This window comes from Caballeronia sp. LZ029 (assembly GCF_031451275.1).
Lineage (GTDB): Bacteria > Pseudomonadota > Gammaproteobacteria > Burkholderiales > Burkholderiaceae > Caballeronia > Caballeronia jiangsuensis.
On the sequence record NZ_JARUXO010000001.1, the window covers coordinates 310,262 to 328,274 of the forward strand.

An 18,013-nucleotide genomic window follows, 5' to 3' on the forward strand; every position below is an offset into this window, starting at 1 on the left:
CGCGGCGCATTCCAACAGTCCGGCTGGCGGCGCCCGGCCACGAGGCCCGGCGCCGTAGTTCAGGCCGCCGATTTGGCCCGTTGCAGCAAGGGTGCCAGATATCTGCCGGTAAAACTCGCTTTTGACTTCGCGACCTGCTCCGGCGTGCCCTGCGCGATGATCTGGCCGCCGCCTGCACCGCCTTCCGGACCGAGGTCGATCACCCAGTCGGCGGTTTTGATCACGTCGAGATTATGCTCGATGATGACGACCGTGTTGCCCTGATCTCGCAGCCGATGGATCACTTCGAGCAGCAACGCGATATCGTGGAAGTGCAATCCGGTCGTCGGTTCATCGAGGATATATAGCGTCCGACCGGTATCGCGCTTGCTCAGTTCCAGCGAAAGCTTCACCCGCTGGGCTTCGCCGCCCGACAGCGTGGTCGCGGACTGGCCGAGCCTGATGTAGCCGAGACCGACATCGAGCAGCGTTCTCAGCTTGCGCGCGACTACCGGCACCGCCTTGAAGAACTCGTGCGCCGCCTCGACCGTCAGATCCAGCACTTCGCTGATGTTTTTGCCCTTGTACTGGACTTCGAGCGTTTCGCGGTTGTAGCGCTTGCCGTGGCATACGTCGCAGGGCACGTAGACGTCCGGCAGGAAGTGCATTTCCACCTTCAGCACGCCGTCGCCCTGACAGGCTTCGCAGCGTCCGCCCTTCACGTTGAACGAGAAGCGGCCCGGATCGTAGCCGCGCTCCTTGGCGGCCGGCACGCCCGCGAAGAGTTCGCGGATCGGTGTGAAGAGGCCTGTGTAGGTGGCCGGATTCGAGCGCGGCGTCCGGCCGATGGGCGATTGATCGACGGCGATCACCTTGTCGAAATGCTCCAGACCTTCGATCGACTCGTACGGCGCAGGCTCCGTCGCCGAGCCGTACAGATGCTGCGCGACCGCGTGCTGAAGGGTGTCGTTGATGAGCGTCGACTTGCCCGAGCCGGACACGCCCGTCACGCAGGTCAAAAGTCCGACAGGCAGATCCAGCGTCACGCGTTTCAGATTGTTGCCGTGCGCCTCGACGATGCGCAGCATGCGCTCGTCCGGCGCGGTGCGCTCGGCGGGGTAACTGATCGTGCGCTTGCCGGACAAATACTGGCCGGTGATCGAGTTCGCGTCTTTCTGCACCTGAACCGGCGTGCCCTGCGCGACGATCACGCCGCCATGCACGCCCGCGCCCGGTCCCATATCGACGACGTAATCCGCCATGCGGATCATGTCCTCGTCGTGCTCCACCACGATCACCGAATTGCCGATATCGCGCAGATGCTTGAGCGTGTCGATGAGCCGGTCGTTATCGCGCTGATGCAGCCCGATGGACGGCTCGTCGAGCACGTACATCACGCCGGTGAGCCCGGAGCCGATCTGCGACGCGAGCCGGATGCGCTGCGCCTCGCCGCCGGAAAGCGTTTCGGCGCTGCGTTCCAGCGACAGATAATCCAGCCCGACGTTGTTCAGGAACGAGAGTCTCGCGACGATTTCCTTGATCACCTTGTCGGCGATTTCGCCCTTCGCGCCTTCGAGGCGCAGCGTCTGGAAATAGCCGAGCGCATCGCGCAGCGGCCAGCCGCTGATTTCGTAGATGCCGCGCGCCTGATCGTCGGCGCCGACTTTCACGAAGCGCGCCTCGCGGCGCAGACGCGTGCCTTCGCAGGCCGGGCAGGGCTGATTGTTCTGGTATTTCGCGAGTTCCTCGCGCACGGCGGCCGAATCCGTCTCGCGATAGCGCCGCTCCAGATTCGGGATGATGCCTTCGAACGCATGCTCACGAACCGACGCGCGCCCGCGCTCGTTGATGTACGAGAAGGGAATCGCCTGCTTGCCCGAGCCGTACAGGAGGATCTTGCGCACTTTCTCGGGCAGGTCTTCGAATGGCGCGTCGATCTCGAATTCATAGAACGCCGCGAGACTCTGCAGCATCTGGAAATAGAACTGGTTGCGCCGGTCCCAGCCCTTCACCGCGCCCGCCGCGAGCGACAGCGACGGATGCGCGACCACGCGCTTCGGATCGAAGAACGTGATCTGGCCGAGGCCATCGCACTCGGGGCACGCGCCCATCGGATTGTTGAACGAGAAAAGACGCGGCTCCAGTTCCGGCAGCGAGTACGAGCAGATCGGGCACGCGAACTTCGAGCTGAAGAGCTTTTCCTTGTCCGTGTCCATTTCGAGCGCGATCGCGCGGCCATCGGCCAGACGCAGCGCGGTTTCGAACGATTCCGCGAGGCGCTGCTTCATGTCCGGCCGCACCTTCAGCCGGTCGATCACGATGTCGATCGTGTGTTTGTCGTTCTTCTTGAGCTTCGGCAGCGAATCGACTTCGTAGATTTTCGCGACGCCCTCGTTCGCCGTGCCGCCGCCTGAGCGGATGCGAAAACGGATGAAACCCTGCGCCTGCATTTCCTCGAACAATTCGACGTGCTCGCCCTTGCGGTCCGCGACCACCGGCGCGAGGATCATCAGCTTGGTTTCTTCGGGCAGCGCGAGCGCGGCATCGACCATTTGCGAGACGCTTTGCGCTTCCAGCGGAATCAGATGATCCGGGCAGTAAGGCGTACCGACGCGCGCGTACAAAAGACGCAAATAGTCGTGGATTTCCGTGACGGTGCCGACGGTCGAGCGCGGATTGTGCGACGTGGCTTTCTGCTCGATCGAAATGGCGGGCGACAAACCTTCGATCAGATCGACGTCCGGTTTTTCCATCAACTGCAAAAATTGCCGCGCATACGCCGAAAGGCTTTCCACGTAACGGCGCTGGCCTTCCGCATAAAGGGTGTCGAACGCGAGCGACGACTTGCCCGACCCGGACAGCCCCGTGATCACGATCAGCTTGTGGCGCGGCAAGTCGAGATTGACGTTCTTCAGATTGTGGGTGCGAGCCCCACGAATACGAATTTCTTCCACGAGTTCGTTCCGGCGTTTTTCGGGTGCTTTCGGATGTTTTCAGCGGCGCTTTCATCTGCACGGACGGGCCATACAGCCATTGCCGGGCGGAAAGAGAGAGGGCCAAACCTGCTACTATAACGACTTTTAAAGGGCGCAGCTCCCGGGCCCAAGGGCCGGATGCACGCCAATCGGCCGGCGCGGGGACTTGCCGGCCATCTGCGGGGCGAGCGCCGGCGCGACGAGCTGTACGCGCACACGATGCGTTCCATATAGTGCCGTTTCGAGCAAGAACAAGGCGACCGCGCCTGGCTGCGCCGCAGGCCAGGCCATACGCGACCCTCATCCTTTTCCCGTTTCTGATGTCCAATCCGTCTGCCACGTCTACACGTCTCTCCGCGCCGGAACTGCGGGCGACCGTGTCGCTCGCCGCCATCTTCGCGCTGCGGATGCTCGGTCTTTTCATGATCATGCCGGTGTTTTCCATCTATGCGAAAACCATCCCCGGCGGCGACAACGTGCTGCTCGTCGGCATCGCGCTCGGCGCGTACGGCGTCACGCAGTCCATGCTCTATATCTTCTACGGCTGGGTTTCCGACAAGTTCGGGCGCAAGCCGGTCATCGCGTTCGGCTTGCTGGTGTTCGCAATCGGGAGCTTTGTCGCGGCTATCGGGCATTCGATGGCGTGGATCATCGCCGGGCGCGTGATTCAGGGCATGGGGGCGGTGTCGTCGGCGGTGATCGCGTTCATCGCCGATCTGACCCACGAGGAAAACCGCACCAAGGCGATGGCGATGGTCGGCGGCAGCATCGGCGTGTCGTTCGCGGTGGCGATCGTCGGCGCGCCGATCGTGTTTCACTGGGTCGGCATGAGCGGGCTGTTCACGGTCATCGGCGTGCTGTCGATCCTCGCGATCGGCGTGGTGTTCTGGATCGTGCCGGATCCGCCGGCGCATCCGGTCCACGTCAAGGCACCGTTCGCGGAGGTGCTGCACAACGTCGAGTTGCTCCGTCTGAATTTCGGCGTGCTCGTGCTGCACGCCACCCAGACGGCACTGTTTCTCGTCGTGCCGCGAATTCTGGAGGAAGGTGGACTGCCGGTCGCGTCGCACTGGAAGATTTACCTGCCCGTGATGGCGCTCGCTTTCGTGATGATGGTTCCGGCGATCATCGCAGCCGAGAAACGTGGAAAAATGAAGAGCGTCATGCTGAGTGCGATCGGACTTATCCTGATCGGTCAGTTGTTATTGGGCGCCGCTCCCCATACGCTGTGGTCCGTGGCCGCAATTCTGTTCGTGTACTTTCTCGGCTTCAACGTGCTGGAGGCGTCGCAGCCGTCGCTGGTGTCGAAGCTCGCACCGGGCACGAGAAAGGGCGCGGCGGCGGGCGTGTACAACACGACACAGTCGATCGGCCTTGCGCTTGGCGGGGTGATCGGCGGCTGGCTGCTGAAGCTCGACGGGCCGAGCGCGGTCTTCTACGCTTGTTCGGCGCTGGTGCTCGCGTGGCTCCTCGTCGCGGCATGGATGAAACCGCCGCCGCGCAGAACCGGGCGCGCCGCCTGAGAGATATTTGAATCATCGAATCAAGCCGGCATGGTGTGGACGAATTACGTCTGAAGACGGAATCGGTCCGATCGCAACATTCGGCTGAAAGTTAGCAAGGAATCTACCGGAGAAATCATGGCATCAGTCAACAAGGTCATTCTCGTGGGCAATCTGGGCGCCGACCCGGAAACCCGCTACCTCCCGAGCGGCGACGCCGTGGCGAACATTCGTCTCGCGACGACGGACCGATACAAGGACAAGGCCTCCAACGAGTTCAAGGAGCTCACGGAGTGGCATCGCGTGGCGTTCTTCGGCCGACTCGCGGAGATCGTGAACGAATATCTGAAGAAGGGCTCGTCGGTGTATATCGAAGGGCGTATCCGCACGCGCAAATGGACCGACCAATCGGGCCAGGAACGCTATTCGACCGAGATCGTCGCGGATCAGATGCAGATGCTCGGCGGCCGTGGCGGCGCGGCCGGCGGTGGCGATGACGGCGGCTATAGCCGCAGCGCGCCGATGGAGCGTTCCGGCGGCGGCGGGCGCGCACCCGCGGGCGGACGCCCGAGCGGCGGCGCGGGCGGTGCTGGTGGCGCCGGCGGCGGTTCGAGCCGTCCGAGTGCGCCGGCAGGCGGCGGTTTCGACGACATGGACGACGATATCCCGTTCTGACCGACCGATAACGATTCGCGCATCGAAAGATGGGCCTCCGGCTGAGATCGCCGGAGGCCCATTTTTTTCGTCCCGGCAGGGCGTTTTCTGAATTACGGTGCCCGCTCACCCTTTTCCCGCCGGCGCATATTAATCTCTCGGAATCGCATGGACGACGGGTGCGCCCGGATTGGAACCGAAAGGCTTCAAAGCCTAATCGGACTTCTCCTATGGTCTGTTAAATAATCGCAATCTATTTTGAAGTGGCTTTTTCGAGAGAATAAAAGAGTAGTAATTATTTGCTTGTTGTCATTGATTTAGGTATTTGTAAGCCGATTTGTTCGTTTTATTTAACTAAACACAAATTCGGACGAATCATGCCTATGTCTACCGGCTCGGATTAATCCCCGAGCAAGGCCAATCCAGGCAAATTCACCGAGACCAACAACCTGAACGGGGGCCCCTTGAAGCTTCGAATCGTATTGGCTGACGATCATCCTTTCGTACTCCTAGGGATGAAAGGGCTTTTTGCCGCGGACCATGGAATGGAGGTCGTCGGCGAGGCAAATAATGCGAGCACTTTGCTGGCCGAGCTCTCCGTCACGCCATGCGATGTTTTGGTCACAGACTTCGCCATGCCCGAGCCGGGAGCCGATGCAAATGACGGCCTTCGTCTCATCCGCAAGGTGCGTCAGGATTTTGCAAACATCAGCATCGTCGTGCTCACGAGCGTAAGCAACGTCGCGATTCTGCGCTCCATCCTGAACGCCGGCGCCATGAGCCTCGTCAGCAAGGCCGAGCCGATCGAACTCGTAGGGACGGCCGTGCGGCATGCGAGCGTCGGACGTCGCTTCGTCAGCGCGTCGTTCGTCGCCGCGCTCGCGGAGGCGGGCACGGAGACCGACTTTTCCGACGAGGAGCCGCGCCTGTCTCCGCGAGAAATCGAAGTCGTCCGCTTGTTTGCCAAAGGTCAATCAATTACGGAGATCGCGAGAGAACTCGAGCGCGATGTCCGCACCGTTAGTCGTCAGAAGCGCGATGCGATGAATAAGCTCGGTGTAAAGAATGACCCTGGATTGTTCGCATTTGTTCGCGCACGCGGACTGGGATGATTATTTCGTTTTGCATTTCATTTCGGATGCGTCTTATGTTTATAAATGTTTCGGTATCCGATGCTTATATTTCATTTTCGGATTCTGAGTTGAGTCCGCAGTACGAGAAGAGGTTTGAAGCAATGGAGTTGGGGAACGGGAGCCAAGTGTTCTCGCACGCTAAACGGATAAGGCTGGCGATAGCGGATGACCATCCGCTCGTCATTCTTGCAATCGAGCGCTTTGCTGGGAATTTTCCCAGTGTGGAAGTTGTAAGTCGCCACGCAAATTCAACACAGCTCGAAGAGTCGCTCGCTCGCGGCGAATGTGACGTGGCGATTATCGATTTCTTCATGCCGGGCGGGCGCTACGGTGACGGCATTGAGTTGATACAGCATGTTGCGAACAGATATCCCGAGGTTCGCATTGTCGTCCTGTCTCGCAACGACGACGCCACGGTCGTCAAACGCGCACTGGAAGCGGGCGCGCATGCGTTCCTGAGCAAAGAGGACAGGCTCGACCTCATTTACGTGGCCATCGTTTCGGTCATCGCCAATGAGGCGTACCTCGGACCGGGAATTCGCAGAACGCTGGCGCTCGCTGACGCCGAAAGCCACGCACGTTTCATTCGTCAGAAACTAACGAGTCGCGAATTGGAAGTGATTGAACGTTATGCACGAGGCGCGAACGTCACAGAGATCGCCAAGGAGCTCGGCCGAAGCGTGAAGACGATCAGCGCACAAAAGTGTGCGGCCATGCGAAAGCTCGATTTATCGACCGATGCTGATTTGTATCGATTTATCTCAGACAGCGGATTGATCTAGGTGGATTGCGCAGCGTGATAGCCGCGTAATCAATAGAGGCCGGCAAAGAGACAGCGCTCCAGTCGATTGACGACTGTTGCGCGCCGGACAATCTCGATAGAACGCACAAACAATGAGAACAAAAACGCTAAAAAGAGCGATTGTTGCGGACGACCATCCGGTTGTCATCAAAGGCATTCAAAGCTTCCTGGAGCGCGACGGCGCGATACGCGTAGTCGCCACTGCTCGGGACACACAGGAGCTTGCAGAAGCAGTCGATACGACCCCGTGCGACTTCATTTTCTCGGATATCGGCATGCGCGGCATCGATGGCGAGAGCAGTTCAATCGGCTTTCTCCGGCGTTTGGCGTGGCAGGAAAGTCGCCCGAAGGTCATCGTCCTTACGATGATTTCACATACGCGAATGCTGGCGGGCCTCATTCAACTCGGCGTGGACGGCGTGATCGACAAGCGCGACGGACTCGAATATTTGCTTGACGCGGTATCGGTGGTCGAGGCGGGCGGCTGCTTCCTTTCACCTTGCGTGGAGGCGGCGGTCAGTCATATGTCGGGGACGTCGCCGGCGCGCGCGGGCGTATTGAGCCGACGCGAGTGGGAAGTGTTCCAGCTCTATGCGCGCGGCCTTCTGATTCAAGAAATCGCGGATCACTTCGGGCGAAGTCGCAAGACGATCGCGACGCAAAAGCGAAGCGGCATGCGCAAGCTGGGCCTCGAAAGCGAAGAGGAACTGGTTGCATATATGCAGAAGGTCTGCCTGATCTGAGACGGCGCGACCACCGATCGTGCCTAATCTTGAAGCAAATTGGGACGGTTCTGATTCGATTCTTACCTGTTGCGGGTCAGACTCGACTCATTTGGTTTGACAGGCAAGCGCGAAGCGCAGGGGTACTCATCCGTTAAGAGCGGCGAACTGACTTCTTCGTGGGCTTGCCCAGCCGGCCAGGAAACTTTTTGTGGCCGGTGTCGCCCGTACCGAGGGGTTTGAATTGAGATTTCTGATCGCGCGTTGTTTGCTTCTTCTCAGCCTGATGGGCCTGGTCGCACCGCTGTCCAGCCAAGCGGCCGAGCCGCGTAGTCACACCAGCACGACGCAGGTAGCCCCTGACGTCCGCGCTGAATCGGAGAACGCGGCAGTCACGTTCATACTCGATGAACCGGAGCGCATTTACTTACGGGCGCTGGAGCCGATCGTCGTCGGATTGGTCGAAGCGTCGGGCGAGTCCGCCGATGAGTCGCTTCAGCGGCCAGAAGCGCCGCTGCAGGCAATCGAGAAATTGCTCGGCGTCACGTTCAAACCGCAGCACTTCAACGATTGGGCAGAGGCCGCGTCGGCATTTCAACGTGGCGAGATCGATATGATCGTCGCGTCGAGCGCGCCGGGAAAGCTGAACTACGCCATGCGCGCCGAGTTGCAGCCGCTCGACCTGCTGATCAGGCGAGCGTCGGCGCAAGCCTCGGCGACGCAATCAGCCACCGCGCAGCCGGCTGAATCAGCCGTCTGGAGCATCACGGCATTGCGTCTGATGCCGGCGCTCATCGGCATTGCGGCAGTGTTGTTTGTCACGCTGCGCGCCTTCATTCGATTGCAGCAGGAAATGAACCGGCGCGTGGAAACGGAGCAGCGTCTCGGTATGCAACTCAGTTTCCAGCAAACGATGATGGAGGTGGTTCCGTATCCGCTCGTTGCGAAGGACATGCAAAACCGCTATATCACGGTGAATCGTGCCTTCGAGGAGGCGCTCGGGGTGCGGCGCGAAGACGTTATAGGGCGCACGAGTCTCGAAGTCACGGCGTGGGGCGACGCACATAGCCGCGTGCTCCACGAACTGACCAGCATGACGCTCGCCACCGGCAAACGACATGAAGTCGAAGCGGAATTCACTGACAAACAGGACCAGCCGCGCTGCGGCCTTTTCTGGACCGGCGCATTCACGGCGTTGAACGGGGAGCGAGCGGGTGTCGTCGGCACGATGATCGACATCACCGATATCCGCGATGCCGAAACTCGCGCGCGGCAGACCGAGCGCCGACTTCACGACGTGACGCGATCGCTGCCAGCCGTCGTGTTCCAGTTGCGTCGCGCAAGCGACGGCACCTACAGCCTTCCCTATATCGACGGCGATACCCGGCAGTTGCTCGCTTTGGACGTCCTCGCTCTGGCCGATGATCCGATTCACGCATTGACGCGCATTCACGCCGAGGACAGCGCGCGTCTGCTCGAGGAAATCGAAATGTCGGCGCGCACGCTCGAGCCGCTGCATACCGAGTTCCGCTCGACCGTGGAAGGCATTACGCGCTGGATTCGCGCGGACCTCGTCGCACATCGTGAAGACGACGGAGCCGTCGTATGGAGCGGCTATTGGGCCGATGCCAGCGTGGAGCATGCCCGTGCAGACGAACTCGCTCGCGCGCGGGATATCGCCGAAGCGGCATCGCGCGCGAAGGACGACTTCCTGGCCATGATGAGTCACGAGATCCGCACGCCGATGAACGGCGTTCTCGGGCTCGTCGAAGTACTCGAGAACACGTCGCTGAATTCCGACCAGTCTCAGATGCTCGGCATGATTCAGGATTCCGCGAGTGCGCTCCTGCAGATCCTGGACGATCTCCTCGACTATTCGAAGATCGAGGCCAACCGGCTGACGATCGAATCGACTCCGATCGACTTGCGCGAACTCGTGGATAGCGCGGTCGGTCTGCTGGCCGGAAGGGCGCATGAAAAGGGGCTGCGCGTGCGTGTCGACGTGGCGCCGGAAGTGGCGGCGACGGTCAGAGGCGATAGCGTGCGTCTGAGGCAGGTTCTCTTCAACCTGATGAGCAACGCGATCAAGTTCACGATCAAGGGCGATGTCGCGCTTCACGTGCGCGCGGTCGAGCAACGCGCGTCGGAACAGGTCATCGAACTGTGTGTGAAGGACACCGGCATCGGAATTGCCGCGGAGGCTCAGCAGAGCCTGTTCGAGCCGTTCGTGCAAGCGGAGACGTCAACGACGCGCCGTTTCGGCGGCACCGGGCTCGGACTGACGATCTGCAATCGTCTTGTCGCGTTGATGGGTGGCACGATGAGTCTCGAAAGCGCGGTCGGCGTCGGGACGGCGATGACGGTTCGTCTCACGATGCCCGTCGAAACCTTGCGGTATCAGATCGACGGATTGCGTGGCAAGCGCGGAATCGTCGCGATCGAAGACGACCGCGTGGCGGCAGCGCTCATGCATTACGGCGAGGCGCTCGGTCTGGAGTTTCAGCGTTATACGCCCGATGAACTCGCGCGATCGGCACCTGAGTCGCTCAAATATATCGAGATCGTGTTTCTGAGCGATACGTACACGCTCGCCTCTCCGCTCGGATCGCGCGTGATTCACGTCACCGAAAAGCCGAAGCCGACCGGATACCGAATCCTCGAAGACGATATCCGCGTGAGCGTTAATCCGATTTCATGGCACGGACTCGGCGCGGCTTGTGTCGCGGCATTGACCGGCATGCCGCAGATCGCATCGGGACTCACGCTCTGCCACGAAACGAAGATGGCAGCGCCGGACCGGGAAGACGCACTGCGCAGCGGCCAACTCGTGCTCGTGGCCGAGGATCATCCAGTGAACCAGGAACTGATCCGCCATCAGCTTTCGCTGCTCGGATTTGCCTGCGACGTCGTGCACGATGGTGCCGAGGCGTTCGCCGCGCTGGCAGACACGCGCTATGGCTTCCTGATCACGGACTGCCACATGCCGAACATGACGGGTTACGAACTCGCGCGTCGCATCCGCGCCGATGAAGTCGGCACGGCGCGTCGCCTGCCGATCCTCGGCATCACGGCGAGCACCGCGCCCGACGAGCTGCAGAAGTGTCGCGATGCGGGCATGGATGACCGTCTGGTGAAGCCGACCCGGCTTGCCACCTTGCGCGAGCATCTGAACCGCTGGTGGGTGACCGACAGCGCAGAGTCCGAGTTTGGCTCGCATTCATCGCAAGTTGCCGTCGTCCCGCCGCGCGATGACGACGAACTCGATCTGCGCGCGATGGCTCAACTGTGGGGCAGTGAAGCGACGGTGAAGGCGTTGTTGGACGCGTTCGTATCGTCGTTCCGCGAAGATCTCGTGGCGCTTAGGACGTTGCTCGACCGTTGCACGGTAGATGATCTGCGGGATTGGCATCATCGTGTCGTCGGCGCGGCCAGCGTTTTGCAATATCGGCCGCTGCTTGGCGCGCTGGAGGAGTTTCGTCGCGATCTGCATGTGAAGACTCGCGACACGCGCCGTCACGAGGGATTTGCGCTGATCGCGCGATGCGAAGAACTCGTCGAGCGTATTCACGCGCAAGGCGTTGCGATTCTTTGATCGGACCACGCGGCGTGACGGCGCCGCGTTTGCGTTCTTCCTATTTCGAAAATACTACGGAATCTGCCTCGACCGATTCGCGGTCGCGGAAATAAGCCAGCGCGAAATCCACAAATGAGCGCGTCTTGGCCGGCACATGTCGGCGTCCCGGGTAGACGATCGAAACTTCCTTGTCTGCGTCCTTGAGCGTGTAGCCCGGCAGCAGGCGCAGGAGTGTTCCGGTTTCGATGTCCTGCGCCACATAGCTCTCCGGCAGTACTGCAATGCCCATTCCGGAAAGCGCCGCTTGCCGCAACATGTGCGAGCTGTTCACGGTGTATGCCGGATCGAGCGCGACGCTTTCCTCCACACCTGATGGTCCCAGAAAGGACCACGTCGATCCGTGTATGTCCGCGGACGGCGCAAGAAACTCGTGCGATGCCAGCAGTGCCGGCCGGACGGGCGCGCCGCACCGCGAGAGATACGCCGGCGCTGCGACGAGCACCGACGCCACTTTGACCAACGGGCGGTTGATCAGCATGCCGCTGTTGACGAGATGCGGCACGACGATGCCGACGTCGAAGCCTTCCGCAACGAGATCGACCGGACGATGCAGTAGCGTCAGACGCAGTTTCACGTTCGAGTAGCGCTCCATGAATTCGCGCAGCATCGGTGTGAGTCCGAGCAATGAGAAGGATGCCGATGCCACCAGCTTGAGCGTGCCCGTGGGATCGACGGAACTGGTCCCCACCGATGCTTCTATCGCCTCGATTTGCTCGAATACCGCGCGGCAGCCTTCTGCGTACGCGCGCCCGGCCTCGGTCAATGAGACGCTGCGTGTCGTCCGGTTCAGCAAGCGCGTGTTGAGATGCACTTCGAGCAGCGAGACGTAGCGCGATATCACGGCGTTGGAGAGATCGAGCGCGGCGGCGGCGCGGCCGAACGACTCGGTTTCCGACACCTTCAGAAAGACGCGCATCGCTTGAAGTTGATTCATTGAGAGAGCGATGTGGGAAGCGCCTTTCGACGCTTCGAGTATGTGAATCGATGCAAGCGGCTGGATCGCAGTCTCGCGTGCGCGATCTTAGAGCGCCGTGACACGCCCGAAAATCGGAGGGTTCTGATCCGAGCCCGATGTCTCAATGTAACCACTGTCGCATGTATGCAACTGAATGGTCCCGGGGCGCAGGCGGTACGCGAGTGATGCGGTCTGTAAGTCCTCGCGGCCTAAGCGTTAATCCATATTGAAATTCTACTTTTTGAATTATTCGAAAAGGCTTTTGTGTTTCCTTTGGCGGTTTCTCAAAAAGACCGGGCAATAAACTTTGTCGTGCCGAATATCGGTGCTGAGCTAAACGAGCGAAGAGGCAAATTAAGCTCGACAGGCGTTCGGCCTGAAGCAACCCATCGAGTCTTACGACTCAGCAAAGGAATACGCATGAAAAAGAATTTGATCGTCACGGCCATCGCAGCTTTGGCCGCATCGTTTGCAGGCGCTGCCAACGCGCAGAGCAGCGTCACGCTGTATGGTTTGATCGACGCAGGTTTCACGTACGTGAACAATGTGCAGGTCGACGGCGCCGACCATCAGAAGGGAAGCGCATGGGGCGTGACGAGCGGCAACGTCAACATGAGTCGCTGGGGTCTGCGCGGCGCTGAAGATCTCGGCAACGGCATGAAGGCCATCTTCACGTTGGAGAATGGCTTCGACGTGGCGAATGGTTCGAGCAGCGGCAGCGGCTTCAGCCGCCAGGCATTTGTTGGCCTGTCGACGAATGCAGGAACGGTGACGCTGGGTCGCCAGAGCGACTCCGTGGTCGACTACCTCGGCCCGCTGAGCGCGGCCGGAACCTGGGGCGGCACGTACTTCGCGCATCCGGGCAATGTCGATAACCTGAACGGCGACGCGTTCCACGAAAACAACTCGGTCAAGTTCCAGAGCGCCAACTACGGCGGCTTTTCGTTCAGCGGTCTGTACGCCTTCTCGAACGCAACCAGCTTTGCAGCTAACCGCGCTTACAGCGTTGGTGCCGGCTATGCGAATGGCGGCCTGAAGTTTGGCGCGGCTTACATGCAAGGCAACGGCATTGGTAGCACCTCCTTCGGCGCAATTGTCGGTCCTCAGACGATCTTCGGCGATGCGACGAACGACTCGCGTCAGCGTACGTTCGGCGCGGGCGGCAGCTACTCGACCGGTGCGCTGACGTTCGGCCTGCTCTGGACGCAAACGCGCCAGGACAGCAATACGTTTGACAGCGTCTCGTTCATCAACAACAACTACGAAGTCAACGGTCGCTACGCCATCACGCCGGCACTGTCGCTCGGCGCTGCGTACACGTACAGCGACTACCGTCTGAACGTCTCGGGTGAATCTGGTAAGGAGCATGTGCACCAGTTCGGCCTCCAGACGGACTACGCACTGTCCAAGCGCACCGACGTCTACGCTGAAGGTGTCTTGCAAGTGACGGGTCGCGGAGTACCGGCTGCTATCAACGGCGTTGGCCCGTCCTCGAGCAGCCGCCAGGTCGTCGTGTCGACGGGTATCCGTCACCGCTTCTAAAGCCATCGGATCAGTACCGAGCTTTAGCTAGTCAGAAAAGGGTGCCGCGAGGCGCCCTTTTCGCATGTGTGCCTCTCGCAACCCAGGCGAAATGCACCCCGCATCCGGATGCTCTACCATGGCGATGCGCTCATCGCACTGAAAGACGCGCCGTCCGCCAAAACAGGAGAGGAACAATGACCTCGACATGCAGACCACATGTACGCTGGACGACCGTTCTGATGCTCGCGATTCTCGCCTCGGGCGCCGCTCGAGCCGACACCGTCGCCCTGAAAGCCAATCTCCAGCCTTCGAGCGAAGTTCCGCCGCGCGTAAGCAAAGGCCACGGCACCGTGGACGCGACCTTCGACACCGACACCAAAGAGTTCACCTGGACCGCAACCTACGCCGAATTATCGGGCCCCGTGACGATGGCTCATTTCCACGGTCCCGCGCCGGTCGGCCAGAACGCGAAAGTGCAGGTGCCTATCGACAAGAAAGCGCTCGCGAGCCCCATGAAAGGACAGGCGACGCTATCGGATCAACAAGTCGGCGATCTGATGACCGGGCAGTGGTACTTCAACATCCACACGCAGGAAAATCCGACCGGCGAGATCCGTGGTCAGGTAATGCCGGCGAATTGACGCGCGCAGGCGGGATCGACCGACGATGAGCTGGCAAAGCGCCCTCGCTTGCTGGGCAGTACGTATGCGCATGCGTCCACACAGCGCGAAGCCCGAACTCGATGTCGAATTGGCGCGAAGTTACGCATCCCGTCGAATCTGGTCGCCACGCGTGCCGAAAGGCTGGCGGCTCGATATCCGCGAGACGAGCGACAAAGGCGCGCCACGCGGCGAATGGCTCACACCGCCGATGAATCCACGCGCAACCATTCTCTATCTGCATGGCGGCGGCTATTACTTCTGTTCGCCGCGCAGTCATCGCGCGATCGCGTTCGGATTGGCCACGCGGTCAAATGCGCGCGTCTTCTCGCTCGATTACCGTCTCGCGCCAGAACATCGCTTTCCCGCGGCGCTCGATGATAGCGTCGCCGCATACCGTCGCTTGCTCGGAGACGGCGTTCCCGCGCAGTCGATCGCGATAGCAGGAGACTCGGCCGGCGGCGGCCTCGCGCTCGCGACGCTTCTCGCGCTACGCGATGCGGGCGATCCGCTTCCCGCAGCCGCCGTGCTGTTTTCTCCGTGGACCGATTTGGCCTGTAGCGGCGAGTCGATGCGAACCAACGACGGTCGCGATCCGATGTATCACGCGTCGATATTTCCTCGGGTGGCCGCGCAGTATCTCGGCTCGGCCGATGCGCGAAATCCCTACGCCTCGCCGGTATTCGGCGAGTTCGAAGGCTTGCCGCCGCTGTTGATCCAGGTCGGCGACACCGAACTCTTGCTGGATGATTCGACTCGAATCGCGACGAAAGCCCGCGCGGCCGGCGTGCGCGTCGAGTTGGAGATCTGGCGCAACGTTCCGCATATCTTCCAGATTTGGACGCCGTTCATGCCCGAAGCACGCGATGCGCTCGCGCACGCCGCCGCGTTCATCGACGGCGCAATCTCGGCGTCCCGGACTCATCTTCCGCCCATGACCTCGATCGTCTGATACGCCCGCTCGACGGCCGATGCGCCATAGCGCCGCTCCAGCCTGCGCACGGTGAAGTGGCCATGCGCCATCTGCTGAAAGTGGTCGATGAACACCGTGTTGACCATCGCGCCGAGCACTGCGCCGATCGCCGGAATCGACTTCGCGGCCACCTGTTCGCTGACCTGCACCGAGAACCTCGACGCGATCGTCTGCAAGAACTTGAGCAGCGCCGTCGATCCATGACTGCTGAGTCCCTTCGCGGCAATTTCGTTCGTCGCACGCGAAACCGACTGCGCGAGCGCGCCGCGCACGATGAAGTAGCCGATATCGGCGGTGTCGTCGCTGGCTTTGGCGCCGCCCATGCCGAGCACCATCATGCATTGCAATTGAGTTTCGACGCGATGCACGTCCTCGCCCTCGCTACGCGCGATATCGCAGATCGAGCGGAACATCAGCGTGGTAGTCACCGGCAATTCGACCGGCAATGCGAACAGCCCGAACGCGCCGCCCGCCGCGCCGGTCGTCGCGACGGCCAGCTTGTGCATCAGGTTGTGCGGCTTGTCGGGCGGCGGCGCGAGCAGCGAATCGGACGGCGCGCTCTTGCCGATCGTGCGCAACGCGAGCTGAAGGCACTTTTTCAGCGCGAGTTGCGTCGCTTCATCGACTTTGTCCTGCGCGGCGGCCGGCATGCGGCCCATCAGCTTTTCGATGGGCGCGCCGACGACGCTCGCCAGCTTCATCGTCAGCGACGGGCTTTCCAAGGCTTCCTTCGCGCGGGTCAGGGCCGCGAAATCTTCGGTCGTGAGCGGCGAGGTAATGATCGGCGTCGGTTCCATGCGATGTCTTCTGTCCCGTAAATGGTGAATTGCCACGAAAATTAGAGTGCGTCACCGTGCTATGATTCCATTTCCGTTGACTAGTCAATCATTGCGCTTACAAAAAATGGCCGTTCACACAGCCGCGCATCATTCCAGCGGACAGGTTCTGCCTTTCCGCGAATCCCTCATGGCGATGCTGGGCGTCTCGTTCGTCACGATGCTCGTCGCGCTCGATCAAACCGTGGTCGGCACCGCGCTGCCAACGATCGTCGCCGAGCTTAAAGGCTTCGATCTCTACGCGTGGGTCGCCACGTCGTATCTTCTGACTTCCGTCATCACTGTGCCGATTTTCGGCCGGCTCGGCGATTACTACGGCCGCAAGCCGTTCGTGATTGCGTCGATTGTCGTGTTCACCGTCGCGTCCGTGCTCTGCGGTCTCGCCAACAGCATGATGTTCCTCGTGCTCGCGCGCGGGTTGCAGGGCATCGGCGGCGGGATGCTCGTCGGCACTGCGTTCGCGTGCATCGCCGATCTCTTTCCGGACAACGTCGTGCGCCTGCGCTGGCAAGTGCTGATGAGCTCGGCGTTCGGCATCGCCAACGCGGTCGGGCCGACGCTCGGCGGTTTTCTCACGCAATACTACGGCTGGCGCTCGGTGTTTTACGTGAATCTGCCGGTGGGCGTGGTCTCGCTCTTTTTCGTGTGGCGCTTTCTGCCGCATCTGCGCCACGTTGCGCATGAAGGCAAGATGCGCCTCGACTGGCCCGGCGCCGTGCTCATCGCGGTGGCGCTCGGCGCATTGCAGTTGTTCGTCGAAATGCTGCCGAAGCACGGCGTCGGCGCCGAGAGCGTCGCGCTGCTCGTGATGAGCGTCGCTGCCGGCATCGCGCTGTGGAAGTGGGAAATGCGTTGCGACTACGCGATTCTGCCCGTCGACATGTTCCGCAACAAGGCGCTCGCCGCGCTCTTCACGCTCGCGATTCTCGGCGGTTTCACGATGTTCTCGCTGCTGTTCTATGCGCCGTTGCTTTTCCAGGGCGGCTTCGGCATGTCGCCGAAGGACGCGGGCATCGTGATCACGCCGCTCGTCGTGTTCATCACGATCGGCAGCATCGTGAACGGGCGCATCGTCACGCGCCTGAAGAACGCCAATCTGATGCTGTATGTCGGCTTCGCGTTGCTCGCCGTGTCGTGTCTGGGCATCGTCGTCGCCACGCACAACATGCCGCGCTCGATGTTGCTCGCGATCATGGTGCTCGGCGGTCTGGGGCTCGGCTTCGTGATGCCGAATCTCACCGTGTTCGCGCAGCAGACGGCAGGGCGCGCGCATCTGGGCATCGCGACCGCGTTGCTGCAATCGCTGCGCATGATCGGCGGGATGATCGGCACCGCGCTCACGGGTACGCTCGTGAGCCACCTGTACGCGAGCGGTGTGAATCTCGCGCTCGAACGAGATCACGCGCTGCGATGGGCCGGCGATCTCTCCGATCCGCAGATTCTCATCAACCGCGAAGGACAACAGGCGCTGCTTTCGCAACTGACGGCCGCTGGCCATAACGGCGCGATGTTGCTCGAAGCCGCGCGCGAGGCGCTCGTCGCGGCGATTCACATCGGCCTGGCGCTGGCGGCGCTGGTCGCGGTGGTGTCGCTGTGGCAGTCGCGCCGCGTGCCGCCGGTGCGGCTGAAAGGGCCGCAGGAACCCGTCATCCTCGCCGAATGACT

The 18,013-nt window shown here is 61.2% G+C and carries 13 protein-coding genes; 10 read left to right on the forward strand and 3 right to left on the reverse strand.

The window, feature by feature from the left end; translation table 11 throughout:
* Positions 1-59: 59 nt before the first annotated feature.
* Positions 60-2,933 carry an excinuclease ABC subunit UvrA gene (uvrA, locus tag QCE73_RS01550; protein WP_309879505.1) on the reverse strand — a complete coding sequence of 958 codons (2,874 nt, stop codon included), beginning with the start codon at positions 2,931-2,933 and terminating at the stop codon, positions 60-62.
* A gap of 341 nt (positions 2,934-3,274) precedes the next feature.
* On the opposite strand from uvrA, the gene QCE73_RS01555 reads away from it, so the two are divergent.
* The 6 genes from QCE73_RS01555 (at position 3,275) to QCE73_RS01580 (ending at position 11,359) form a co-directional block, all read left to right on the forward strand.
* Positions 3,275-4,477 (forward strand): MFS transporter, encoded by a 1,203-nt coding sequence (locus QCE73_RS01555; protein ID WP_035497610.1) that lies wholly within the window; start codon positions 3,275-3,277, stop codon positions 4,475-4,477.
* Positions 4,478-4,594: 117 nt separating this feature from the next.
* Positions 4,595-5,131 carry a single-stranded DNA-binding protein gene (locus QCE73_RS01560; RefSeq protein WP_035497611.1) on the forward strand — a complete coding sequence of 179 codons (537 nt, stop codon included), beginning with the start codon at positions 4,595-4,597 and terminating at the stop codon, positions 5,129-5,131.
* 443 nt (positions 5,132-5,574) lie between these two features.
* Positions 5,575-6,222: a response regulator transcription factor gene (locus tag QCE73_RS01565; RefSeq protein ID WP_035497612.1), complete on the forward strand. Its 648-nt coding sequence runs from the start codon at positions 5,575-5,577 to the stop codon at positions 6,220-6,222.
* Positions 6,219-7,025, forward strand: a complete 807-nt coding sequence (locus tag QCE73_RS01570) for a response regulator transcription factor (RefSeq protein ID WP_309879506.1) — start codon at positions 6,219-6,221, stop codon at positions 7,023-7,025. Before QCE73_RS01565 ends, QCE73_RS01570 begins: the two co-directional genes overlap by 4 nt.
* A 112-nt stretch (positions 7,026-7,137) precedes the next feature.
* On the forward strand, positions 7,138-7,788 hold the full coding sequence (locus tag QCE73_RS01575) for a response regulator transcription factor (RefSeq protein WP_309879507.1): 651 nt from the start codon (positions 7,138-7,140) through the stop codon (positions 7,786-7,788).
* A 247-nt stretch (positions 7,789-8,035) separates the two neighbouring features.
* Complete coding sequence (locus QCE73_RS01580; protein ID WP_309879508.1) at positions 8,036-11,359, forward strand: ATP-binding protein; 3,324 nt, start codon at positions 8,036-8,038, stop codon at positions 11,357-11,359.
* 40 nt (positions 11,360-11,399) lie between these two features.
* Here QCE73_RS01580 and QCE73_RS01585 read toward each other — a convergent pair whose 3' ends face one another.
* Positions 11,400-12,335 (reverse strand): LysR family transcriptional regulator, encoded by a 936-nt coding sequence (locus QCE73_RS01585; protein ID WP_309879509.1) that lies wholly within the window; start codon positions 12,333-12,335, stop codon positions 11,400-11,402.
* A 441-nt stretch (positions 12,336-12,776) separates the two neighbouring features.
* Between QCE73_RS01585 and QCE73_RS01590 the strand changes: the two genes are divergently transcribed.
* The 3 genes from QCE73_RS01590 to QCE73_RS01600 all read left to right on the forward strand — a co-directional run bounded on the left by QCE73_RS01590 (position 12,777) and on the right by QCE73_RS01600 (position 15,491).
* Positions 12,777-13,898: a porin gene (locus QCE73_RS01590; protein ID WP_309879510.1), complete on the forward strand. Its 1,122-nt coding sequence runs from the start codon at positions 12,777-12,779 to the stop codon at positions 13,896-13,898.
* 221 nt (positions 13,899-14,119) lie between these two features.
* Positions 14,120-14,521 carry a CHRD domain-containing protein gene (locus tag QCE73_RS01595; RefSeq protein ID WP_309879512.1) on the forward strand — a complete coding sequence of 134 codons (402 nt, stop codon included), beginning with the start codon at positions 14,120-14,122 and terminating at the stop codon, positions 14,519-14,521.
* Positions 14,522-14,546: 25 nt separating this feature from the next.
* Positions 14,547-15,491: an alpha/beta hydrolase gene (locus QCE73_RS01600; protein ID WP_309879513.1), complete on the forward strand. Its 945-nt coding sequence runs from the start codon at positions 14,547-14,549 to the stop codon at positions 15,489-15,491.
* Here the strand turns inward: QCE73_RS01600 and QCE73_RS01605 are convergent.
* Positions 15,461-16,309, reverse strand: a complete 849-nt coding sequence (locus QCE73_RS01605; protein ID WP_309879514.1) for an EcsC family protein — start codon at positions 16,307-16,309, stop codon at positions 15,461-15,463. The genes QCE73_RS01600 and QCE73_RS01605 overlap by 31 nt on opposite strands.
* Positions 16,310-16,415: 106 nt before the next feature.
* Here QCE73_RS01605 and QCE73_RS01610 point away from each other — a divergent pair, with 106 nt between their 5' ends.
* Positions 16,416-18,011, forward strand: a complete 1,596-nt coding sequence (locus tag QCE73_RS01610; RefSeq protein WP_309879515.1) for an MDR family MFS transporter — start codon at positions 16,416-16,418, stop codon at positions 18,009-18,011.
* Positions 18,012-18,013 lie beyond the last annotated feature (2 nt).